Here is an 18,096-nt window from a genome sequence, read left to right as displayed (position 1 = left end):
GTCACTGCGAACGGCTGAGCTCCTTCGGTCGCACCAGCCTGGTGGCCAGCGCGATGACGGGGACCACCGCGATCGCCCCCAAGCTCGCCACGGGGCCCGCCTCCCGAACATCCTGCGCCGCCACGCAGATCCCCACGGTCACGATGGCGAGAACGCCGAGCCCGAGCCACGCATGCGGAGCGGGCCACAGGCGCTGACTGACGAGGATGTAGGCCAGCAAGGTGGCCCCGCTCGAGATCAGGGCCGCCCACCCTGCACCGGTGGCGCCTTCGCTGGGAACCAGGGCCACCACGAGACCGGCCGCGACGCAGGCGCCGAAGGCGTTGATGGCCAGGACCAGACCGGTCCGCCGGGCGACGAACGGCCCCGGAAAGAACACGTACAGCTGGGCCATCACGACACCGGGAGCGAGCACCCCCACCAGCTGGGCTGACCGGGCGTAGGCGTCGGTGCCCACGACGTCCAGCAGTTCCGGGGCAAACAAGGCAAAGGTCACCACCACCGACGCCATGACGGTCGCGAAGTAGCGCAGCAGCGTGGCGACCTCGGTCCGCGCTGCCGCCTCGCCGTGCCGGGCATAGACGAGCGGGGTCAAGGCTGCCTGCGCTGCGCCGGTGATGAGCAGCAGGACGCCGCTCACACGGAAGGCCAGCGCGTAGATGCCCACCTCGTCGAGGTCCTGCCATGCGTTCAGGCCGTAGCGTCCGATCGAGGCCGTGACGAAGACGGCCACGCCCGACGGAACCAGGGGCAGGGAGAAGCGGAGCATCCGGCGGAGTTGGGCCCGCGAGAAGGTGCCTCTCAGGCTCGTGCGCAACAGGACCGTCGCCATCACGACACCCGAGGCCATGCCAGCGGTCATGCCACCGATGAAACCCAGGAGCCCCAGGTCCAGGCCCCACGCCAGGATCGCGGCTCCGCACAGTTGCGCGAAGGTCTGGGCGACACTGACCAGAGCACAGGCGCGGGCCCGCAGTTCGAAGCGCAGCTGACTCTGCTGGAAGTAGAAGAGCCCTCCCAGCGCGATGTAGACGATCCCGACCATGAACTCGGTAACCAGCCCGTCCCTGCCCATGACGATCCGGCTCAGCGGCACCGCAGCAAGGCCGGCGACCACGACGAAGCCGACGTAGACGGCACAGGTGAAGCGCCACGCCGACGCGGTCAGGACATCGCGGTCCGCGGGCGTGGCGTCGCCCCTGAACAGGGCGACAGCCTGGGTCACCTCCAGCGGCAGAGTGAGCCGCACGATGGAGCTGAAGAGGACCAGCAGGTCCAGGGAGCCGAAGTCCCCGGGATTCAGGAGGCGGGTGTAGAGCGGGAGCATGACGAACCCGACGCCAGCGGTCAGGACCGTGGGAATGAAGTAGACCGCTCCGTCACGGAGGAAGCGCCGGATCATCAAGGCTCACCATCGGCGAACGCGACCGCGTCGCCTTCGAGGGCCTTGTCATGGTCGAGGGCAAGACCGGCAACGCCGAGCGCGGCGATGATCTCGCGCATCGTTGCCCTGGTCACCTCCGGCGGTCGGCCGTAGCCCTCGAAGTAGCGCACGTCGCCCGGATCGAAGTACCACTCGTCGGGCGCCCCGTCCGTCAGGAGCCGCACGTGGTGGGCCGCGACCTTCTCGGCCAGCAGGTGGGAACGGACGAACGCCTGAGCACGGGAACCGAGCTCCCGTCGTGCCGCGGCGTCGGCCACGAGATCTTCCATGGCCTCGATCAGGCGATCGGGGTGGGTGAGCTTGAGCGGCGGCAGGGTGTCGGGGTCCATGAACGCTTCCAGCCGGTCCCATCCGTAGCCGCCCATGACGCAGGGCGTGCCGAACCAGGCTGCTTCGACATAGGTACGCGTCAGCGGGTAGTCGGAGAAGACCTGGTCCACCACCAGGTCACAGGACGCGAACTCGGCGAGGACTTCGGCGTTGGGCCTGCCGATCAGTTCGACGAACTCGATGTCGTGACCGCGCGCCCGCAGCTCCGCAATCGCGGCCCGGATCTGGGGAGTTCCCTTCGGCACGGGTGAAGAGGGCGAGTGCGCGATGCGCACCGGGCCGCCCGGCGGCCGGATCGCGCCCGGCGCTGGCTCCTGCAGTGGGGCAATGGGCGGACCGATCGTCAACCAGTTCACCTGGGGCCGAACACCGAACATGCTGGAGCTCAACGGTTGGCCGATGACGTAGTCGGCGTGGCGCTCGATCCGCCGGAGCTGTCGACGCGCACGGTGCGCCCGCGAGGAGAGCCGGCGCGAGCTCGGACGAAGATCCCCCGAAGGACCCCACAGCCCTCCGTCGATGTACGGCGGTCGCATCTCCGACCCCAGACCCACGTTGACGATGATCCGCGCGCCGAGCAGCTTGAGCACCGGCAGGTCCAGGTTCCACGGCAGGAAGGAACGGCCCCACAAGAACACGAAGTTCCGGCTACGGCAGATGGCTGTCGACATCAGCCACACCTTCAGGGGCAGGGTTGCCGAGCTCCCGAGAACGTGGCGCAGGCGACCTCGCAGGGTGCCGCGGCGGCCTGCAGCGCCCCAGGCATGGAGCGCCTGGATGGATCCGATCACGCGACCAGGTGCGTCCGTCCCGTAGCCGAACGGATGCCGCTCATAGGTGACCGCGTGGACCTCCAGCCCGAGGGAACGGAGTCCCAGCGTGAGGTCACGACAGATCCCTGCGATCTCCACGGTGCCGACGAACCACGCATCGCGCCTCGAACCCGCCTTCATGCGATGCCACCCTGGGGCGTCGTGCGACATTCGATCAGCGTGGCCCACAGCCGAAGGTGTTCGGCGGCGCACACGCTGCCGGAGAAGAGTTCCACGGCCCGCTGTCGCGCGACGCCGCCGAACGCCTCGCGCTCCGCCGGCGCATCGAGGGCTCGTCGGACGACCGATGCCAGAGCACCTGCCATCTCCTCCTCCGGAGCGTCGACCACCCAGCCCGCGCCTTCGAGGACGCCGCTCGCGCCGGCGCTCGTCGCCACCACGGGCGCTGCGGTGGCCATCGCTTCCAGGAGGGCAAGGGACAGGCCCTCCCAACGCGACGGTACGACGACGAGGGTCGCCGAGCGGAGGTGCTCCAGGGGCGATGAAGTCCCCAGGAACCGCACGCGCTCCGCTACGCCGAGTTCGGCGGCGAGCGATTCCAGTTCCGTGCGAGCGGGTCCGTCGCCGACCAGATCCAGGCGGACGTCATCGAGTTCGGCCAGCGCCCGGAGAAGGACGTCCTGACCCTTCTGCCGCGCCAGCCGGCCGACGACGAGAAGCGTCGCCGGATCGCGCGGCTCCGCGGCGGGAGCGAACCGGTCGGTGTCGACCCCGTTCGCGATCACCTCGATCCGACCGCGCCCCCGGAGTACGGCTCCCCCGTCGCGGGCCTCGGCATCGGACACGGCAACGATGCAGTCGGTCGCCGGAGCCAGGATCCGTTCCATCCAGCGATAGACCCCACCCAGGCGTCCACCTGTGTGCCAGGACCAGCCGTGGGGCACGAACACCGACGCCGGGCGTCGCCGCCGGGGCAGGCTGATCAGGGCCAGTCGTCCGAGCAGGCCGGCCTTGCTGGAATGGAGGACGACGACGTCGTACGCGACCAGGAGGCGGCGCAAGCGCCACCAGTGGGCGAGGTCTGCCGGGTTGGGCAGTCGCGTCATCGGTACGTCGATCCAGCCACCGCCTGCGGCCCCGGCATCACTGGCCAGGTGCCCGGTCGGCCCCGACGCAACGTCGGCGACCTGGTCGTTCCGAACCCCGGTGGCCACCAGGTTCGCCACGACGACAGCCGTTCCTTCACTGGTGGGCTGGCTGACGTGGAGCACGCGCAGGGCACCGGGGCCGGGCCGGTCGGTCATCGATCATTCCGCAGCAACGGAGCCAGCGCGCGTCGTACCTGGACGACGGCGCGACGCGGGGACAGGTAGAGCACGGCTGAGCGAACCAGTCCCCACACTGCGCCGGGAGTGAGGTCGAAGTTGTCCCGCATCACCTGGATCCGGCTCCGGATCTGGCGCCGGCGATGCAGGGACGAGATGGCATCCGGGTCGATCTCGTAGCGCAGGACCACGTCGCGAAGGCTCCGTGCCTCCCCCACCTTCGCGATCGACCAGAACCAGGCGTAGTCCTCGGCCGCGGGCCGGTCCACGGGGTACAGCCCGACGCGATCGATCACCGCGGACCGGAAGACGACGGACGGATGGAGGAACGCCGAGTTGACCCGGAGTCGGCGCAACACGCCCGCCCAGGTGGTCGGAAAGTACTCGAGGTGGGTCCGCCCTTCCGGCGTCGCGAACTCGGCTGCTCCCCCCAGCAACAACAGGTCCGGGTGTTGGTCCAGTTCGTCGAGCTGGAGGCGAAACCGATTCGGCAGGCAGGTGTCGCCGCAGTCAAGGCGAGCGACATAGGTGTACGGCGCGGCGTACCCCAGTCCGTGGTTCAGGGCCTCGGCGATGCCGACGTTGCGGGGCAGCGTCTCGATCCGCACGGGGAAGGGCCAGGAGCGCCCGTCGACGGATGCCGTCGCGGGCAAACGCCTGCTGCCGTCGTCCACCACCAGCACCTCGAGCCGCTGGCCCGGGTCGACGATGGAATCGAGGGACGCCAGCAACTTCTCGCCGGCCTCGTGGTACGGAATCAGGACGAGACAGTCAGGCACCCCATCCGTCCTTCCCGCTGTCGGCAACCGCGCTGCGCCGCAGTCTAACGACGGGCGCTCACTAGGGTGGGCAAGTGCGAGTCCTCCACGTGACACCGGTGCGCGACCCGGAGGATCCCCTGCTGACCGGTCTCCTGGAGCAGGTCCGCGCCGAACAGGCCGCAGCCGACGACCACGACCTCGACTGGCATGCACGCATCTTCACGCGCGGACACCTCCCGCCCGCACTCGAGCCGCTGCGCGCGAGCCAGGATGCGGCCGCGCCACGCGGCGGCTCCCTCCTGCGTCGGGCCCTGGATCGGCAGGCCCACCTCACCGCTCTCTACGGCTGGCTCGTCGCGATCCAGGACGAGTACGACGTCGTCCTGCTCCGGCACCTGCAGTACGACACCCATCGACCGGCTGCGGCCCGCAAGATGCACGTTCCGCTGCTGTCGGTCCACCACACGCTGGAGGTGCCCGAGATCCAGCTCTCTCCCGGGTTGGGTGGGCGACTGCGCGAGGTCGCCGAACGAACCGTCGGGGTGCGGGCGATCCGTGCGGGCGACGGCATCGTCGGAGTCACCGCGGAGATCACCGAGTACGAACGGCGACGCGCTGGGGTGGACCTGCCGACCTTCGTACTTCCGAACGGCATCGACCCCCACACCGTCGACCTGCTGGACGACGACCGGAACGAGGTGCCAGAACTCCTGTTCGTTGCCAGCACCTTCGCCCCCTGGCAAGGGATCGACCTTCTGGTCGACGCCGTTCAGAGGTCCACCGACGACTTCGTCCTGCACCTGGTCGGCACCGTGCCGGACGACGCGCTGCCCCCGGGCCCGCTGGATCCGCGCGTCCGACTGCACGGCCCCCGCTCGCGAGCCGAGATCAACCAGATCGCCTCCGCAGCCTGGGTCGGCCTCTCCGCCTTCGCCCTCGAACGCAAGCAGATGGCAGAGGCCTGCAGTCTCAAGGTGCGCGAATACCTCGCGTCCGGACTACCGACCTATGCCGGTCATCGCGACGTGTTCCCACCGAGTGAGTTCTTCTTCAGGAAGGGTCCGGTGTCGATGGACGCCATCCTTTCCTACGCCTACGAGATGCGTGGACGGTCCAGGGAAGAGGTCCGGCGAGCGAGCCTGCCCTCCATCACGAAGGCGACGATCCTGTCCACCATCAGCGCTCAACTCGCTCAGACGTTCCAGGCCGACGCGACGCAGTGTTGATCAGTTGAGCGCGGAACCTGCCGCGTAGTCGGGCCACGTGATGTTCCAGTCGCCGTAGCCGTTCCAGGACTCCATCGGACGGTTCGTGCCGACGTACTCGACGACATCGCCGCGGCGGGTCATGTCGTAGAGCCAGGCAGCGTTGGCGGTGCTCATGCCGGTGCAGCCGTGGGAGACGTTGGCGTTGCCCTGCGAGCCGACCGACCAGGGAGCGGCGTGGATGAACTCACCGGAGTTCGTCAGGCGCATCGCCCACTTCACGTCGTCGAGGTCGTAGGCCTCGGCCGAGCCCGCCGGGATGCCGACGGTCTCGGAGTTCATCCGGCGGGTGGCGAACTTCTCCATGATCACCTTCGTGCCCGACCGGGTGATGAAGCCCGCCTTGCCCGTCGTGATCGGGATGGTGCGCAGCAGCTTGCCGTTGGAGATGACCTTCATCTGGTGGGTCTTCGCGTTGACCTTGTAGACATGAGCGTCGCCGACCGTGAAGGAGAGATCGCGGTCTTCCTGGCCGTAGACGCCGCCACCGGCCGGCACGCTGTTGATGTCGATGTTGACGTCGACCTTCGAGCCGGCCTTCCAGTAGGCGCGCGGGCGCCAGTGTGCTTCCTTGTCGCCGACCCAGCGCCACGAACCGGCCTGGGTGGGGACCGCGGTGACCTTCATCTTCTTCTCGAACGCGACCTTGTCGATCACGGGGAGGTCGAAGGTGACCACGACGGGCATACCGATGCCGACCTTCTCGCCGTCGAGCGGCGAGACGGACGGATAGGTCTGCTGCGACAGCGAGAGCGCCTGGGTCGTGAAAACCGTGTCGCTGGTGGCTTCGGTGCCTTCGGCGTTCGTGGCCGTCGCGAGCACGCGGTAGCGCACACCGGGCTCGAGTCGGTCGCTGGCGATCCAGCGTCCGCTCGCCGCGTCGACCTTGCCCTTGAGCGGGCCGGCGGCCGATCGGACCTTGACGGTCTTCAGGGTGCCGTCCACCGCTGCGACGCGCAGGATCTTGTCGACAGGGACCCTGGTCGCACCGGGCTTGATGTTGGTGTGCACCGTCGCCTGGACCGCGGCCGCTGCCGTCGTTTCGGCGCTCCCGTCGTCACCTGCTCCCGGAAGGACCCCCGAGCCGTCGCAACCAGCCGCGACCACCGCAACGATGGACAGGACGGCAAGAGCACGCACCAGATGAGTGCGACGGGACGTAATGGACACCCGAGAAGGGTACCTGCCATCACCTCACCAGAACGGCTGGAAACACGTTGGCGGTGTCACACCGTGAGGTGCGACACCGCCAACGAAATCTGGCCCGAAAGGGTCTGTCAGTGGGCGTATTCGCCGCGGTAGTACTCGTAGATCCAGCCCGGGACGGCGAGCGCGCCGAGGACGAATCCGATGATCACGAGCCACCAGGCCAGCACGGCCACGGCGAACACGATCACACCGAGAGCGGCGGCGCACCACAGCGGCCACCACGAGTACGGCGGGAAGAACCCGAGCTCTCCCGCGCCATCAGCGATCTCGCCGTCCTTGCGGTCCTCCGGCCGGGCATCCATGCGCTTGGCGTGGAAACCCAGGTAGAGGGTCATCATCGCGCACAGCAGCGTGGTCATGACCAGGGCGGACGTGCCGGTCCAGTCGGCGCAGTTCTCCTGGCCGCACTGAGTGCCGGCGTCGGTGATGAACCAGTAGGCGGGCGAGACCAGGACCAGGAAGATCGTGGTCAGGCCGAAGATCCAGGCTTCGATCTTCATCAGGCGTCCCCGTCCTTGTTCTTCTTGATCTGCTCCTCGAGGTGCTCGGCACGGCCCTCGGTGTCCGGCAGGTCGCCCTTGCCGGCACCGTCGAACTCCGCCGGGTTGTCATACATCTCGATCGCGGCGATCTCCGGGTGGTGCAGGTCGAACGCCGGAGATTCCGACCGGATCCGCGGCAAGGTGTGGAAGTTGTGACGCGGCGGCGGGCAGCTCGTGGCCCACTCCAGCGACCGGCCCCAACCCCACGGGTCGTCGGTGTTGACCAGCGGGCTCTTGCGGGAGACGTAGACGTTGTAGAAGAACGGCAGCATCGAGGACGCGAGCACGAAGGCACCGATCGTCGACACCTGGTTCAGGACCTCCCAGTCATCGCCGGGCAGGTAGTCCGCGTAACGACGCGGCATGCCCTCGATGCCCAGCCAGTGCTGGATGAGGAAGGTCGTGTGGAAGCCGATGAACAACAGCCAGAAGTGAATCTTGCCGAGTCGTTCGTCGAGCATTCGTCCGGTGAGCTTTGGCCACCAGAAGTAGAAGCCCGCGAACATGGCGAACACGACGGTTCCGAACACCGTGTAGTGGAAGTGCGCCACCACGAAGTACGAGTCGGACACGTGGAAGTCCAGCGGCGGGCTGGCCAGGATGATGCCGGTCAGGCCACCGAAGAGGAACGTCGTGAGGAAGCCGATCGACCAGAGCATGGGTGTGTCCATGCGTACTGATCCGCCCCACATCGTGCCGATCCAGTTGAAGAACTTCACGCCGGTCGGGACCGCGATCAGGAACGTCATGCCGGAGAAGAACGCGAGGTTCACCGCACCCGTGACGAACATGTGGTGTGCCCACACCGCCACCGACAGGATCGCGATGCCGAGCGTGGCGCCGACCAGGCCGACGTAGCCGAAGATCGGCTTGCGACTGAAGACCGGCAGGATCTCGGAAATGATGCCGAAGAACGGCAGGGCGATGATGTAGACCTCTGGGTGCCCGAAGAACCAGAACAGGTGTTGCCAGAGGATCGCGCCACCTGTCGAGGTGTCGAAGACGTGGGCACCGAGTTGTCGATCAGCCTCGAGCGAGAGCAGCGCACCGGCGAGGATCGGGAAGGCGATCAGCACGAGGATCGCCGTGATCAGCACGGTCCACACGAAGATCGGCATCCGGAACATCGTCATGCCGGGCGCGCGCATGCAGATGATCGTGGTGATGAAGTTGACCGCACCCAGGATCGTTCCCAGACCGGCCATCCACAGGCCCATGATCCACAGGTCGCCACCGACGCCGGGGCTATTGACCGAGTCGGACAGCGGCGTGTAGGCGAACCAGCCGAAGGACGCGGCACCCTGCGGGGTGAGGAAGCCGGCACCGGCGATGAGGCCACCGAACAGGTACAGCCAGTAGCTGAACATGTTCAGGCGCGGGAACGCGACGTCGGGCGCGCCGATCTGCAGCGGCATGATCGCGTTACCGAAGCCGAAGAACAGCGGCGTCGCGAACAGCAGCAGCATGATCGTGCCGTGCATCGTGAAGAGCTGGTTGTAGAGCTCCTCGTTGACGAGCTGGCTGCCCGGGTAGGCGAGCTCGGACCGGATGAGCAGCGCCATGATGCCGCCAGCGATGAACCAGCCCATGGCGGTGACGAAGTACAGGTTGCCGATCAGCTTGTGGTCGGTCGTGGTCAGCACCCGCACAACCTGCTGTCCGAGCGGCTTGCGCTCGGTGAGGTCTGCGGAGCGAGCGGCAGTCGCGGTCACTCGTGCCCTCCCTCTTCGTCGTCAATGAGGTTCTCGGAGTAGACGCCGCCGTCGACGGGCTCCTCGGAGACGTGCTCGGGGTCAGCAGCCAGCTCGGCCAGGTACGCGTCGTACTCCGCGTCGGTGACGACCTTGACGGTGAACAGCATCCGCGAGTGGTAAGCGCCGCACAGTTCGTAGCACTTGCCGTCGTAGACGCCGGTCTCGGTCGGGGTCACCTGGTAGGAGTTGTCGTTGCCGGGAACGACGTCCATGCGCATGGCGAAGGCCGGGATACCGAAGTTGTGGATCACGTCGGGGCTGTACAGCTGGAACTCGACGGTCTTGTGGACCGGAATGACCAACTGCGGGATGTCCTCACCCGTGCCGGAGACGAAGACGTTCTTGCCGCCCGCGGCCTCGGTGTCGGGGTAGTTGAAGGTCCACGACCACTTCTGGCCGACGACCTTGACCACGACATCGGGGTTCGCGACGTGCTCGAGCGCGATGTTCTGCACCCGGACCGTCTGCGCGAAGAACGCGACGACCATCACGATCGGGAAGATCGTGTAGAAGATCTCGATCGGCAGGTTGTAGCGGGTCTGGACCGGGACCTCGTCGTCACTACGACGACGGAACCAGATCGGGACACCGATGATGAGCGCCCACGTGATCACACCGGTGACGAGCGCAGCGATCCACGCGCCCTGCCACAACAGGAGGATGTGTTCACCCTGTTCGGACTTGATCTCCGGCATGCCGAACCGTTCCCACTGGGTATCGGTCGAACATCCGGACAACGCGAACGCGAGTACGACGATGCCGGCGAGCGGAATCACGCGACGCAAATGCCGTCGGGATCCACGCGTGCGCTCGGGTAGCCACCAGCCCACGAACGAGCCTTCCTCTCGAGGGTCAGAACAATTGCGAACACTAGCGGAGACGGGACCCGTGCGGGGCGTGGGGTCAGTGGTTCGGACCAGCGCGCCGTGCTCGCCACCGCTCCCCTGTCCCTCATCTATCGTCGCCCCTGTGAGCAGCACACCTGAGGTGTACCTCGACGCGGCATCGTCGCAGCGCCTGCACCCCGCCGCGCGTGACACGCTGCTCGCTGCGCTCGAGCGGGGGTACGGCGACCCGCGCCGGCTGCACGGACCGGGCCGGGACGCACGCCTGCTCCTCGACAACGCCCGCGCCGTGATCGCCGAGTGCATCGGCGCCCAACCGGACGAAGTCGGCTTCGCTGCCTCGGGGACCGATGCGGTCCACCGCGGACTGTTGGGTCTCACCTCGGCCACCGGACGGCTCGGCATCGTCCACAGCGCAGTCGAGCACTCCTCGGTGCTCCACGCGGTCCAGTGGCGCGACTCCCCCGCGCATGCGTCCATTGCCGTCGACGCCTTCGGGCATGTCGACCTCACCTCGATGGCCGCGGCCGCGCGGGAGCCCGGTGTCGGTGCCGTCGCCCTCCAGGCCGCCAATCAGGAAGTCGGCACCCTGCAACGCGTCGATGAACTCGAGTTGCCCGCCGGCGTGCCCCTGCTGGTCGACGGTGCCGCCGCGCTCGGCCACGTCGCGCTGCCCGAGCGCTGGGACGCACTCACCGCCTCGGCGCACAAGTGGGGCGGCCCGGCAGGCGTCGGACTCCTGGCGGTACGCCGGGGCACTCGGTGGACCAATCCGTTCCCGGGCGACGACGGCCTGGACCAGCCGGGGTTCCCGAACATCCCGGCGGTCCTCGCCGCTGCTGCGGCACTCCAGGCCTGCGTTGCCGAGCAGGTCGACGTCGGAAACCGACTGTTCGGTCATGTGGCGCGCATCCGCGCCGCTGCCGCGGCCCTGCCGGACGTCGAGGTGGTCGGCGACACGACCGCGCGGCTGCCGCAGCTGGTGACCTTCTCGGCGCTGTACGTCGGTGGCGACGAAATCGTCTCCGACCTCGCGCAGCGCGGCTACGGCGTCGCCAGCGGGTCGGCCTGCACCGCGTCCACATTGGAGCCCAGCCACGTGCTGGCCGCGATGGGCGCCCTGACTCACGGCAACGTCCGGGTGTCCCTGGAGCGCGACACCACCGACGACCAGGTCGACGGGTTCTGCGCCGCCCTGGTCGAGTCGGTCACCGCCATCCGCGCCCGGGCAGGGATGTAGCCGTGCTGGAACTCGACTGCCGGGACTTCCCGTGCCCCCGCCCGATCATCGAACTGGCCAAGGCGTTGCCCTCTGTCGCCGTCGGCGACCTGCTGGCCGTCGTCGCGCGCGACCCGGCCGCCCGTTACGACGTACCGGCGTGGTGCCGGATGCGGGGTCAGGAGTACGTCGGCGAGGACCTCGCCGACGACAACCTGCCCCGCTACACCGTGCGCCGGCTCAGATGAGGAACTTGCCGACCTCGTCGGCGGCGTCGTCGCCGTAGGAGTCACGGACCCGGTCCACGAACTGCGGCAGGGTGAAGTCGTACTCCTGGGTGCCGACCGTCTCGACGACGTACGCAGCGAGCACGCAGCCGACCTGAGCGGCCCGCTCGAGCGAGGAGCCCCACGACAGGGCAGCCAGGAAGCCGGCGCGGAAGGCGTCACCGACACCGGTGGGCTCGAGCGCGGCGACATCCTTGGCGGCCGGGATCTCGAACGACGTGCCGTCGTTGGTGGTGACCCGGACGCCGTCCTTGCCGAGGGTGGTGACCTGGATGTCGACCTTCGAGAGCACCTCCTCGGCGCTCCAGCCCGTCTTCTTCTCGATGACGTGCGACTCGTACTCGTTGGAGAACAGGATCGCGGCGCCTTCGATGAGGTCGCGAATGAGATCGCCCTCGGCGAAGGCGAGCTGCTGGGAGCAGTCGGCGATGAAGGGGTAGCCGCGCTGGCGGCACTCCTCGGTGTGACGCTTCATCGCGTCGGGGTCGTCCGCGCCGATCAGGACGTACGACGGCGCACCGACGCGGTCGACGATCGGGGCGAGCTCGATCAGGCTGGCCTCACTCATCGCCCCCGGGTAGAACGACGCGAACTGGGCCATCGTCGTGTCCGTGGTGCACACGAAGCGCGCCGTGTGCTTGCTGTCGGAGATGTGGACGGAGTCGCAGTCGACGCCATTGCGCTCCAGCCAGGAGCGGTAGTCGGCGAAGTCCTCGCCGGCAGCGCCGACCAGGACCGGTCGCAGGCCGAGGCGGGCGAGGCCGAAGCACATGTTCGGCGCCACACCGCCGCGGCGGATCTCGAGGTCGTTGACCAGGAAGGACACCGAGAGCTTGTCGAGCTGATCGACCACCAGCGAGTCCGAGAACTTGCCGGCAAACGTCATCAGATGGTCGGTCGCGATCGAGCCAGCGATCAGGAGGGAGCCCGTGGGTGCAGTCACGACACGGAAGGTTATCGGAGACGTAACACGAAGTTGGGGCGGTCCCACTGGGTCTACCCAGGAGTAACGCTTAACGTCGAAGCATGAGCCCGTACGAAGAGATCGCCGCCCCCAGCGACCTGCACGCCGACTGCGAGGCAGTCAACCGCCAGCTCGCCCGGGCGGCCGTCAAGGCCACGCGTCCTGCGCCGAGCATTCACTTCGACGAATTCCCCCGCGAGATGCCCAAGCGCGGCATCGAGATCTCCGAGGCCGCCCAGCGCCTCGCGAACGCTCTCCAGCTGCACCTGGACTGAGGGTCTCGAGACGGTCGCAGAGCGACCTCCTCGACCACCGACGCAAGAAAGCCCCCGCCGAGGCGGGGGCTTTCTTCATTGGATGCTCAGTTGAACGAGTCACCGCACGCGCAGGAACCCGTGGCGTTCGGGTTGTCGATGGTGAAGCCCTGCTTCTCGATGGTGTCGACGAAGTCGATCACCGCACCGTTGAGGTAGGGCACGCTCATCCGGTCGACGACCACGCCGACGCCGTCGAAGTCGGTCACGACGTCGCCGTCGAGGGTCCGCTCGTCGAAGAAGAGCTGGTAGCGCAGGCCGCTGCAGCCACCGGGCTGCACCGAGATCCGCAGCTGCAGGTCGGTGCGACCCTCCTGCTCGAGGAGGCTGGCCACCTTCGCGGCAGCAACGGGGCTGATGTTGATCTGGTCTTCACGGCGGTCGAAGGAGACCGGCTCGGCGATGGTCGTCGTCGTACCGGTGGCCTCGGCCTCGTGGCTGTGGCCGCCACCGCAGCAACTGTCGCTCATGCTCACTCCAGGGTGTTGTCCATGCTTGGCATGTCAGAAAGGGGTTCTACTGGACCCAATGGTCGCACAGTTGTGGTTATTCCCCCCAGACGAGGACGGGCTTCACCACGAGACCCGATTTCGTGTCCGCGATGGCGTCGGCGATCCGCTCGAAGGGGTACGTCGTCACGAGGTGGTCGACGTCGAACTTCCCGGCTTCGCGCAGCGCGATCAGTTCGGGAATGGTCACCAGCGGGTCCGACTCCCCCTCCACCGAGGACCGGACGGTCTTGCCGGTCGACAGCAGGTCGATCGCGTCGATCGTGTACTCCGGTGCGCCCAGGCCGAGCGCGACGAGCATGCCGCGGTTGCGCAGCGACCGCTGGGCCTGGAGCACGACCGCGGGCAGCGCCGTCGTGTCGATCGCGTATGACGCCCCGCCACCCGTGAGCGACCGGACCTGTTCCTCGACGGCCGGGGCACCGTCCACCGTGGGGTCGATCGCCGTGGCGCCGTACTCCTCGGCGATGGCCCGACGGGCGGCGAGCGGGTCGACGACGACGACCGTCTCGACGCCACGACCGCGCGCGGCCGCAACCGCGGCGAGGCCGACTCCGCCGGCACCGAAGACCACGAGCGAGTCTCCGGGCGCGGGGTCCAGCAGGTTGAGCACGGTGCCAGCGCCGGTCTGGAACCCGCAGGCGAAGGGGGCCAGCCGGGTCAGGTCGAGCGACTTGTCGACGACGACGCAGTTGTCGGCGTACGCGAGGGCGTGGCGGGCGAAGCTGGACTGGCCGAAGAAATTGCCGAAGACCGTCTGGCCGGCGCGATCACCCTCCGCTGCCGTCATCGTCGTCGAGCCGTCGGCACGCATGCCCATGTAGTTGAGCAGCAGCGCCTGCTCGCAGTAGCCGACGTGGCCTTCCTCGCAGGGGCCGCAGGCCCGGCACGACCGGAAGCTGATCACCACGTGGTCGCCGACCTCGATCCCCGCGACATCGGCGCCGACCTGCTCGACGACGCCGGTGCCTTCGTGGCCCATCACCGTGGGCATCATCTCGGCGGGCAGCATCGTGGGCACGGTCAGGTCGGTGTGGCACAGACCGGTCGCGACAATCCGTACCAGCACCTCGTCGGCACGGGGCGCCTCGAGATGCACGTCAGTGAAGACGAAGTCGCCGCCGGGTTCGTTGACGACGAGGGCAGTGGTGCACAGGGGTTCGGTCACCCGAGCAATCTAGAACATGTTCCAGAAAGCGTCTCGATATGCCTCGCCTGGCGGCTCGGCTACTCGACGACCATCTCAGCTGGACCACGTTCGTGCGACGCGTGCGGCCAGTTCCGTGAGTGCGCCGGCCGGATCGGCGAAGGCGCGCTCCTCCCCCACAGCGTCCACGAGGGAGTAGGCCGCATCCATGCCGAGCGCGCGCATCTCCCGCGAGCCGACCAGCACCTGGCCAGCCAGCGCCACGCACGGGCGCAGGGCTTCCGCAGCGATGGCGGCGACCCCGGCCGGGACCTTGCCCGCGCGGCTGCTGAAGTCGAAGGCGCCTTCGCCCGTGATGACCAGGTCGGCCGTCCGCGCCTGCTCGGCCAGGCGCACGGCGTCCGCGACCAGGCCGATGCCGCTGACCCGCGTGCCTCCGAGCAACATCAGGGCGAAGCCCAGGCCGCCGGCAGCACCGGCGCCGGGTGCGAGAGCGAGGCGACGCTCGGTCGCGACCGCGAACTCCTCGAGGTAGCCGTCCATGACGACCTGCATCTCCTCGTCGAGCCCCTTCTGCGCGCCGAAGGTCTTGCTCGCGCCGAACAGTCCGGTCAGCGGGTTGTCGACGTCGGTCGCCGCGATGATCTCCACCCCGTCGACGAGCCCGCGGGCGATGCTCAGGTCGACGCTGGTGACACCGTTGAGGAAGACGCCGCCGACATCGAGGGCGACGTCGGCCGACGCCCCGAGGGCGGCCAGCATCCCGGCTCCCCCGTCGATGGTCCCGGAACCGCCGAGCCCGACCACGACCCGCTCGGCTCCGGCGTTGATGGCTTCCAGGACGAGCGAGCCGACGCCCACCGTCGTACCGAACTCGCCGAGCTTGCCGCCAGTGAGGTGGATGCCGCAGGCCTGGGCGCTCTCGACGTACGCCGTCGTCCCGACCATCAACAGCGTCGCCGGGACCTCGTGGCCCGGAGGCGCTTCGACGGTGACGGCCAGCAGGTCACCCCCGAGCGAGGCATGGAGCACGTCCACGAAGCCCGGGCCGCCGTCCGACATGGGCGCCAGCACGATCTCGTCGTCCGGGGCGTGGCGTCGCCAGCCGGCCGCGATCGCTTCGGCCGCCTCGACCGCGGTCAGCGTGCCGGCGAACTTGTCAGGGGCCACCAGCACGCGCATGGCGCCATCATGGCGTAGAGCCGAGCGCGGGGTCGCTGGTGCTCGGCTGACCGGTCTCGAGGTGGCCCGCGAGAGTCCGGACGAAGGTCGTGCCGGGGATGGTGACCGTGACGTCGTACCAACCGCCGGAGCCGGTGGTGTCGAAGTCGACCTTGCCGCCGCGCAGCACCAGAGCGCCGGCGTAGGCGTCGCTGACCTCGACACCTGAACCACCCTCGACATCGCCCTCGACCCGCAAGCGGACCTGGCCTGCACCCCGACGACGGGGTTCGAGGCTCACCAGCACCCGTTCCGCGGTCGTGTCGCCGGCATAGCGGCGGAAGAAGCCGTTCGGGCCGTGCAGGTGCACGTCGTACGCGCCGCTCACCGGCAGGTCCACGGCCAGTCGCTTGCCGCCCTCGACGGTGTAGCTGTGCGGTTCACCGGCGGGGGTGATGAGGCGCGCCTGGAGGTGTGCCCCCAGAGTCCCCTCGTTCACCACCTGCAGGCGCAACGGCGCCGCGCCCTTCTCCACGACCTCGAGGTCGTAGTCGATCGGACGGGCCGGACGGACGCCCGCTTCCTGGGTCGGCATCGTGCCGGTGGCAGGCGTGGTCGGGAAGTACGTCGGGTGCCGGCGGCGGTCGGTCGGCGCCATCGCCGCGGTGGACGGCAGCGCAGGGAACGAAGTGTGCTTGCGGGAGAAGTCGAAGGCCGAGGTCAGGTCGCCGGCGACCGCCCGGCGCCACGGCGTGATCTGGGGCTCGCGGACCCCGAAGCGCTGCTCGAGGAAGCGCAGCACCGACGTGTGGTCGAACGTCTCCGAGCACACCCAGCCGCCCTTGCTCCACGGCGACACCACGAACATCGGCACCCGCGGCCCCATGCCGTACGGACCGGGGTTCGCTCGCGGGTCGCCGCCGGCGTAGTGCTCGTTCTCGGTCGAGACCGTGGAGGCACCCGGGATCAGCGGGCTGTTCGGGATCGGCGGGACCAGATGGTCGAAGAAGCCGTCGTTCTCGTCGTAGGTGATGAACAGGGCGGTCTTGGCCCAGACGTCCGGATTGGACGTCAACGTGTCGAGCACCTTCGAGAGGTACCAGGCACCGAAGTTCGTCGGCCAGTTCGAGTGCTCGGTGAATGCTTCGGGCGCCGAGATCCACGAGACCTGGGGCAGACGGTCGGCGGCCACGTCGGCGGCCAGGAGCGCGAAGTAGTCCTCGCCGTCACGGTTGCGCGTGCCGACCCGGGCCTTGTCGTACAGCGGGTCGCCGGGCTGCGCGTTGCGGTACTTGTTGAAGTAGAGCAGCGACGTGTCGCCGTAGTTGCCGATGAACGGGTCGGAGGTCCACCCCCACGACCCAGCGGCATCGAGTCCCGTGCCCTCGTCCTGGTAGACCTTCCAGGACACCCCGGCCTGCTCCAGTCGCTCGGGATACGTCGCCCAGTCGTAGCCGATCTCGTCGTTGTAGAGGACGGGTCCCCCACCGCGACCGTCGTTGCCCGTCCACCCGGTCCACAGGTAGTACCGGTTCGGGTCGGTGTTGCCGATGAACGAGCAGTAGTACGCGTCGCAGACCGTGAACGCGTCGGCGAGGGCGTAGTGGAACAGGGCGTCCGATCGCTCCAGGTAGGACATCGTGGCCGCACCCTTCGCCGGAACCCACTGGTCGTAGTGGCCGCGGTTGACCGCCTTCTGCCCGTCGGGCCACGAGTGCGGCAGGCCCTGGAGGAAGGCGCCACCCAGGTCATCCACGTCGGGGTGGAACGGCAACAGGTCCCGGCCGTCCCGGCGTGGTTGGTGCCAGACCGACTTGCCGGACGGCAACTGCACCGGGTGCGGGTCCCCGAACCCGCGCACGCCGCGCAGGCCACCGAGGTAGTGATCGAAGGAGCGGTTCTCCTGCATCAGGACCACGACGTGCTCGATGTCGCGGATGGTCCCGGTACGACGAGCGGGCTCCACCGCTGCGGCCCGCTCGACGCTGCCGAGCAAGGTCGCGGTCAGCCCCGAGAGGGACGTCGCGCCGGTGATCTGGAGGAAGCGGCGGCGGTCGAATTCAGCCATGGCGAAACCTTTCCGAGAGGTCGATGCGCTCCACCGGGAACGGGGCGCCGGCTCATGCTCACAACGCTTGCCGAACCGCGGTGAAGGCTGAGGCGTCCGGTCCGTGAACGTCTCGGGTCCCTGCCGTACTTCCTGTTCCTTCGGGCCGCGATCGACGCACCCGTGACCGACCAAACTAG

General features: G+C 68.4%; 17 protein-coding genes. 4 read left to right on the top strand and 13 right to left on the bottom strand.

The features are described from left to right. Position 1: 1 nt before the first annotated feature. The 4 genes from HRC28_RS12460 to HRC28_RS12445 are packed head-to-tail and all read right to left on the bottom strand — an operon-like array spanning position 2 to position 4,651. A complete protein-coding gene (locus tag HRC28_RS12460) occupies positions 2-1,402 on the bottom strand; it encodes an oligosaccharide flippase family protein (RefSeq protein ID WP_182380367.1) in 1,401 nt (466 codons plus the stop codon). Then, complete coding sequence (locus HRC28_RS12455) at positions 1,402-2,727, bottom strand: hypothetical protein (protein ID WP_182380366.1); 1,326 nt, start codon at positions 2,725-2,727, stop codon at positions 1,402-1,404. The genes HRC28_RS12460 and HRC28_RS12455 overlap by 1 nt, the downstream gene beginning before the upstream one ends. Next, positions 2,724-3,851, bottom strand: a complete 1,128-nt coding sequence (locus tag HRC28_RS12450) for a glycosyltransferase (protein ID WP_182380365.1) — start codon at positions 3,849-3,851, stop codon at positions 2,724-2,726. Before HRC28_RS12450 ends, HRC28_RS12455 begins: the two co-directional genes overlap by 4 nt. Next, the gene (locus HRC28_RS12445; RefSeq protein ID WP_182380364.1) at positions 3,848-4,651 is read right to left on the bottom strand and encodes a glycosyltransferase; all 804 of its coding nucleotides are present in this window, start codon (positions 4,649-4,651) and stop codon (positions 3,848-3,850) included. The genes HRC28_RS12450 and HRC28_RS12445 overlap by 4 nt, the downstream gene beginning before the upstream one ends. Positions 4,652-4,725: 74 nt before the next feature. On the opposite strand from HRC28_RS12445, the gene HRC28_RS12440 reads away from it, so the two are divergent. Continuing rightward, complete coding sequence (locus HRC28_RS12440; RefSeq protein WP_182380363.1) at positions 4,726-5,859, top strand: glycosyltransferase; 1,134 nt, start codon at positions 4,726-4,728, stop codon at positions 5,857-5,859. Here HRC28_RS12440 and HRC28_RS12435 read toward each other — a convergent pair whose 3' ends face one another. From HRC28_RS12435 to coxB, 4 genes are all read right to left on the bottom strand, one after another. After that, positions 5,860-7,068: an Ig-like domain-containing protein gene (locus tag HRC28_RS12435; protein WP_237111822.1), complete on the bottom strand. Its 1,209-nt coding sequence runs from the start codon at positions 7,066-7,068 to the stop codon at positions 5,860-5,862. It lies immediately after the preceding gene. A gap of 107 nt (positions 7,069-7,175) precedes the next feature. Next, positions 7,176-7,607, bottom strand: coding sequence for a cytochrome c oxidase subunit 4 (locus HRC28_RS12430; protein WP_182380362.1), 432 nt, complete (start codon positions 7,605-7,607; stop codon positions 7,176-7,178). After that, on the bottom strand, positions 7,607-9,361 hold the full coding sequence (gene ctaD, locus HRC28_RS12425) for a cytochrome c oxidase subunit I (RefSeq protein ID WP_182380361.1): 1,755 nt from the start codon (positions 9,359-9,361) through the stop codon (positions 7,607-7,609). Before ctaD ends, HRC28_RS12430 begins: the two co-directional genes overlap by 1 nt. Further along, on the bottom strand, positions 9,358-10,179 hold the full coding sequence (coxB, locus tag HRC28_RS12420) for a cytochrome c oxidase subunit II (protein ID WP_237111821.1): 822 nt from the start codon (positions 10,177-10,179) through the stop codon (positions 9,358-9,360). The genes ctaD and coxB overlap by 4 nt, the downstream gene beginning before the upstream one ends. A gap of 193 nt (positions 10,180-10,372) precedes the next feature. On the opposite strand from coxB, the gene HRC28_RS12415 reads away from it, so the two are divergent. Continuing rightward, positions 10,373-11,488, top strand: a complete 1,116-nt coding sequence (locus tag HRC28_RS12415; protein WP_237111820.1) for an aminotransferase class V-fold PLP-dependent enzyme — start codon at positions 10,373-10,375, stop codon at positions 11,486-11,488. 2 nt (positions 11,489-11,490) lie between these two features. Continuing rightward, positions 11,491-11,715, top strand: a complete 225-nt coding sequence (locus tag HRC28_RS12410) for a sulfurtransferase TusA family protein (protein WP_182380359.1) — start codon at positions 11,491-11,493, stop codon at positions 11,713-11,715. Here HRC28_RS12410 and HRC28_RS12405 read toward each other — a convergent pair. Continuing rightward, positions 11,708-12,640, bottom strand: coding sequence for a carbohydrate kinase family protein (locus HRC28_RS12405; protein ID WP_182380612.1), 933 nt, complete (start codon positions 12,638-12,640; stop codon positions 11,708-11,710). The genes HRC28_RS12410 and HRC28_RS12405 overlap by 8 nt on opposite strands. A 140-nt stretch (positions 12,641-12,780) precedes the next feature. Between HRC28_RS12405 and HRC28_RS12400 the strand changes: the two genes are divergently transcribed. After that, positions 12,781-12,993 (top strand): hypothetical protein, encoded by a 213-nt coding sequence (locus tag HRC28_RS12400; RefSeq protein ID WP_182380358.1) that lies wholly within the window; start codon positions 12,781-12,783, stop codon positions 12,991-12,993. 86 nt (positions 12,994-13,079) lie between these two features. Here the strand turns inward: HRC28_RS12400 and HRC28_RS12395 are convergent, their stop codons facing one another. The 4 genes from HRC28_RS12395 to HRC28_RS12380 all read right to left on the bottom strand — a co-directional run bounded on the left by HRC28_RS12395 (position 13,080) and on the right by HRC28_RS12380 (position 17,917). Further along, a complete protein-coding gene (locus tag HRC28_RS12395) occupies positions 13,080-13,436 on the bottom strand; it encodes an iron-sulfur cluster assembly accessory protein (protein WP_182380611.1) in 357 nt (118 codons plus the stop codon). Between the two features lie 142 nt (positions 13,437-13,578). Then, positions 13,579-14,709, bottom strand: a complete 1,131-nt coding sequence (locus tag HRC28_RS12390) for an NAD(P)-dependent alcohol dehydrogenase (RefSeq protein WP_237111819.1) — start codon at positions 14,707-14,709, stop codon at positions 13,579-13,581. Positions 14,710-14,784: 75 nt separating this feature from the next. Continuing rightward, positions 14,785-15,870 (bottom strand): glycerate kinase, encoded by a 1,086-nt coding sequence (locus HRC28_RS12385; RefSeq protein ID WP_182380357.1) that lies wholly within the window; start codon positions 15,868-15,870, stop codon positions 14,785-14,787. Between the two features lie 7 nt (positions 15,871-15,877). Continuing rightward, entirely contained in the window at positions 15,878-17,917 is a 2,040-nt protein-coding gene (locus tag HRC28_RS12380; protein ID WP_182380356.1) for a phospholipase C, phosphocholine-specific, read from the bottom strand. Between the last annotated feature and the right edge of the window lie 179 nt (positions 17,918-18,096).

The organism is Nocardioides sp. WS12 (assembly GCF_014108865.1).
GTDB lineage: Bacteria > Actinomycetota > Actinomycetes > Propionibacteriales > Nocardioidaceae > Nocardioides.
This window is presented reverse-complemented; position numbering and strand designations above follow the sequence as displayed.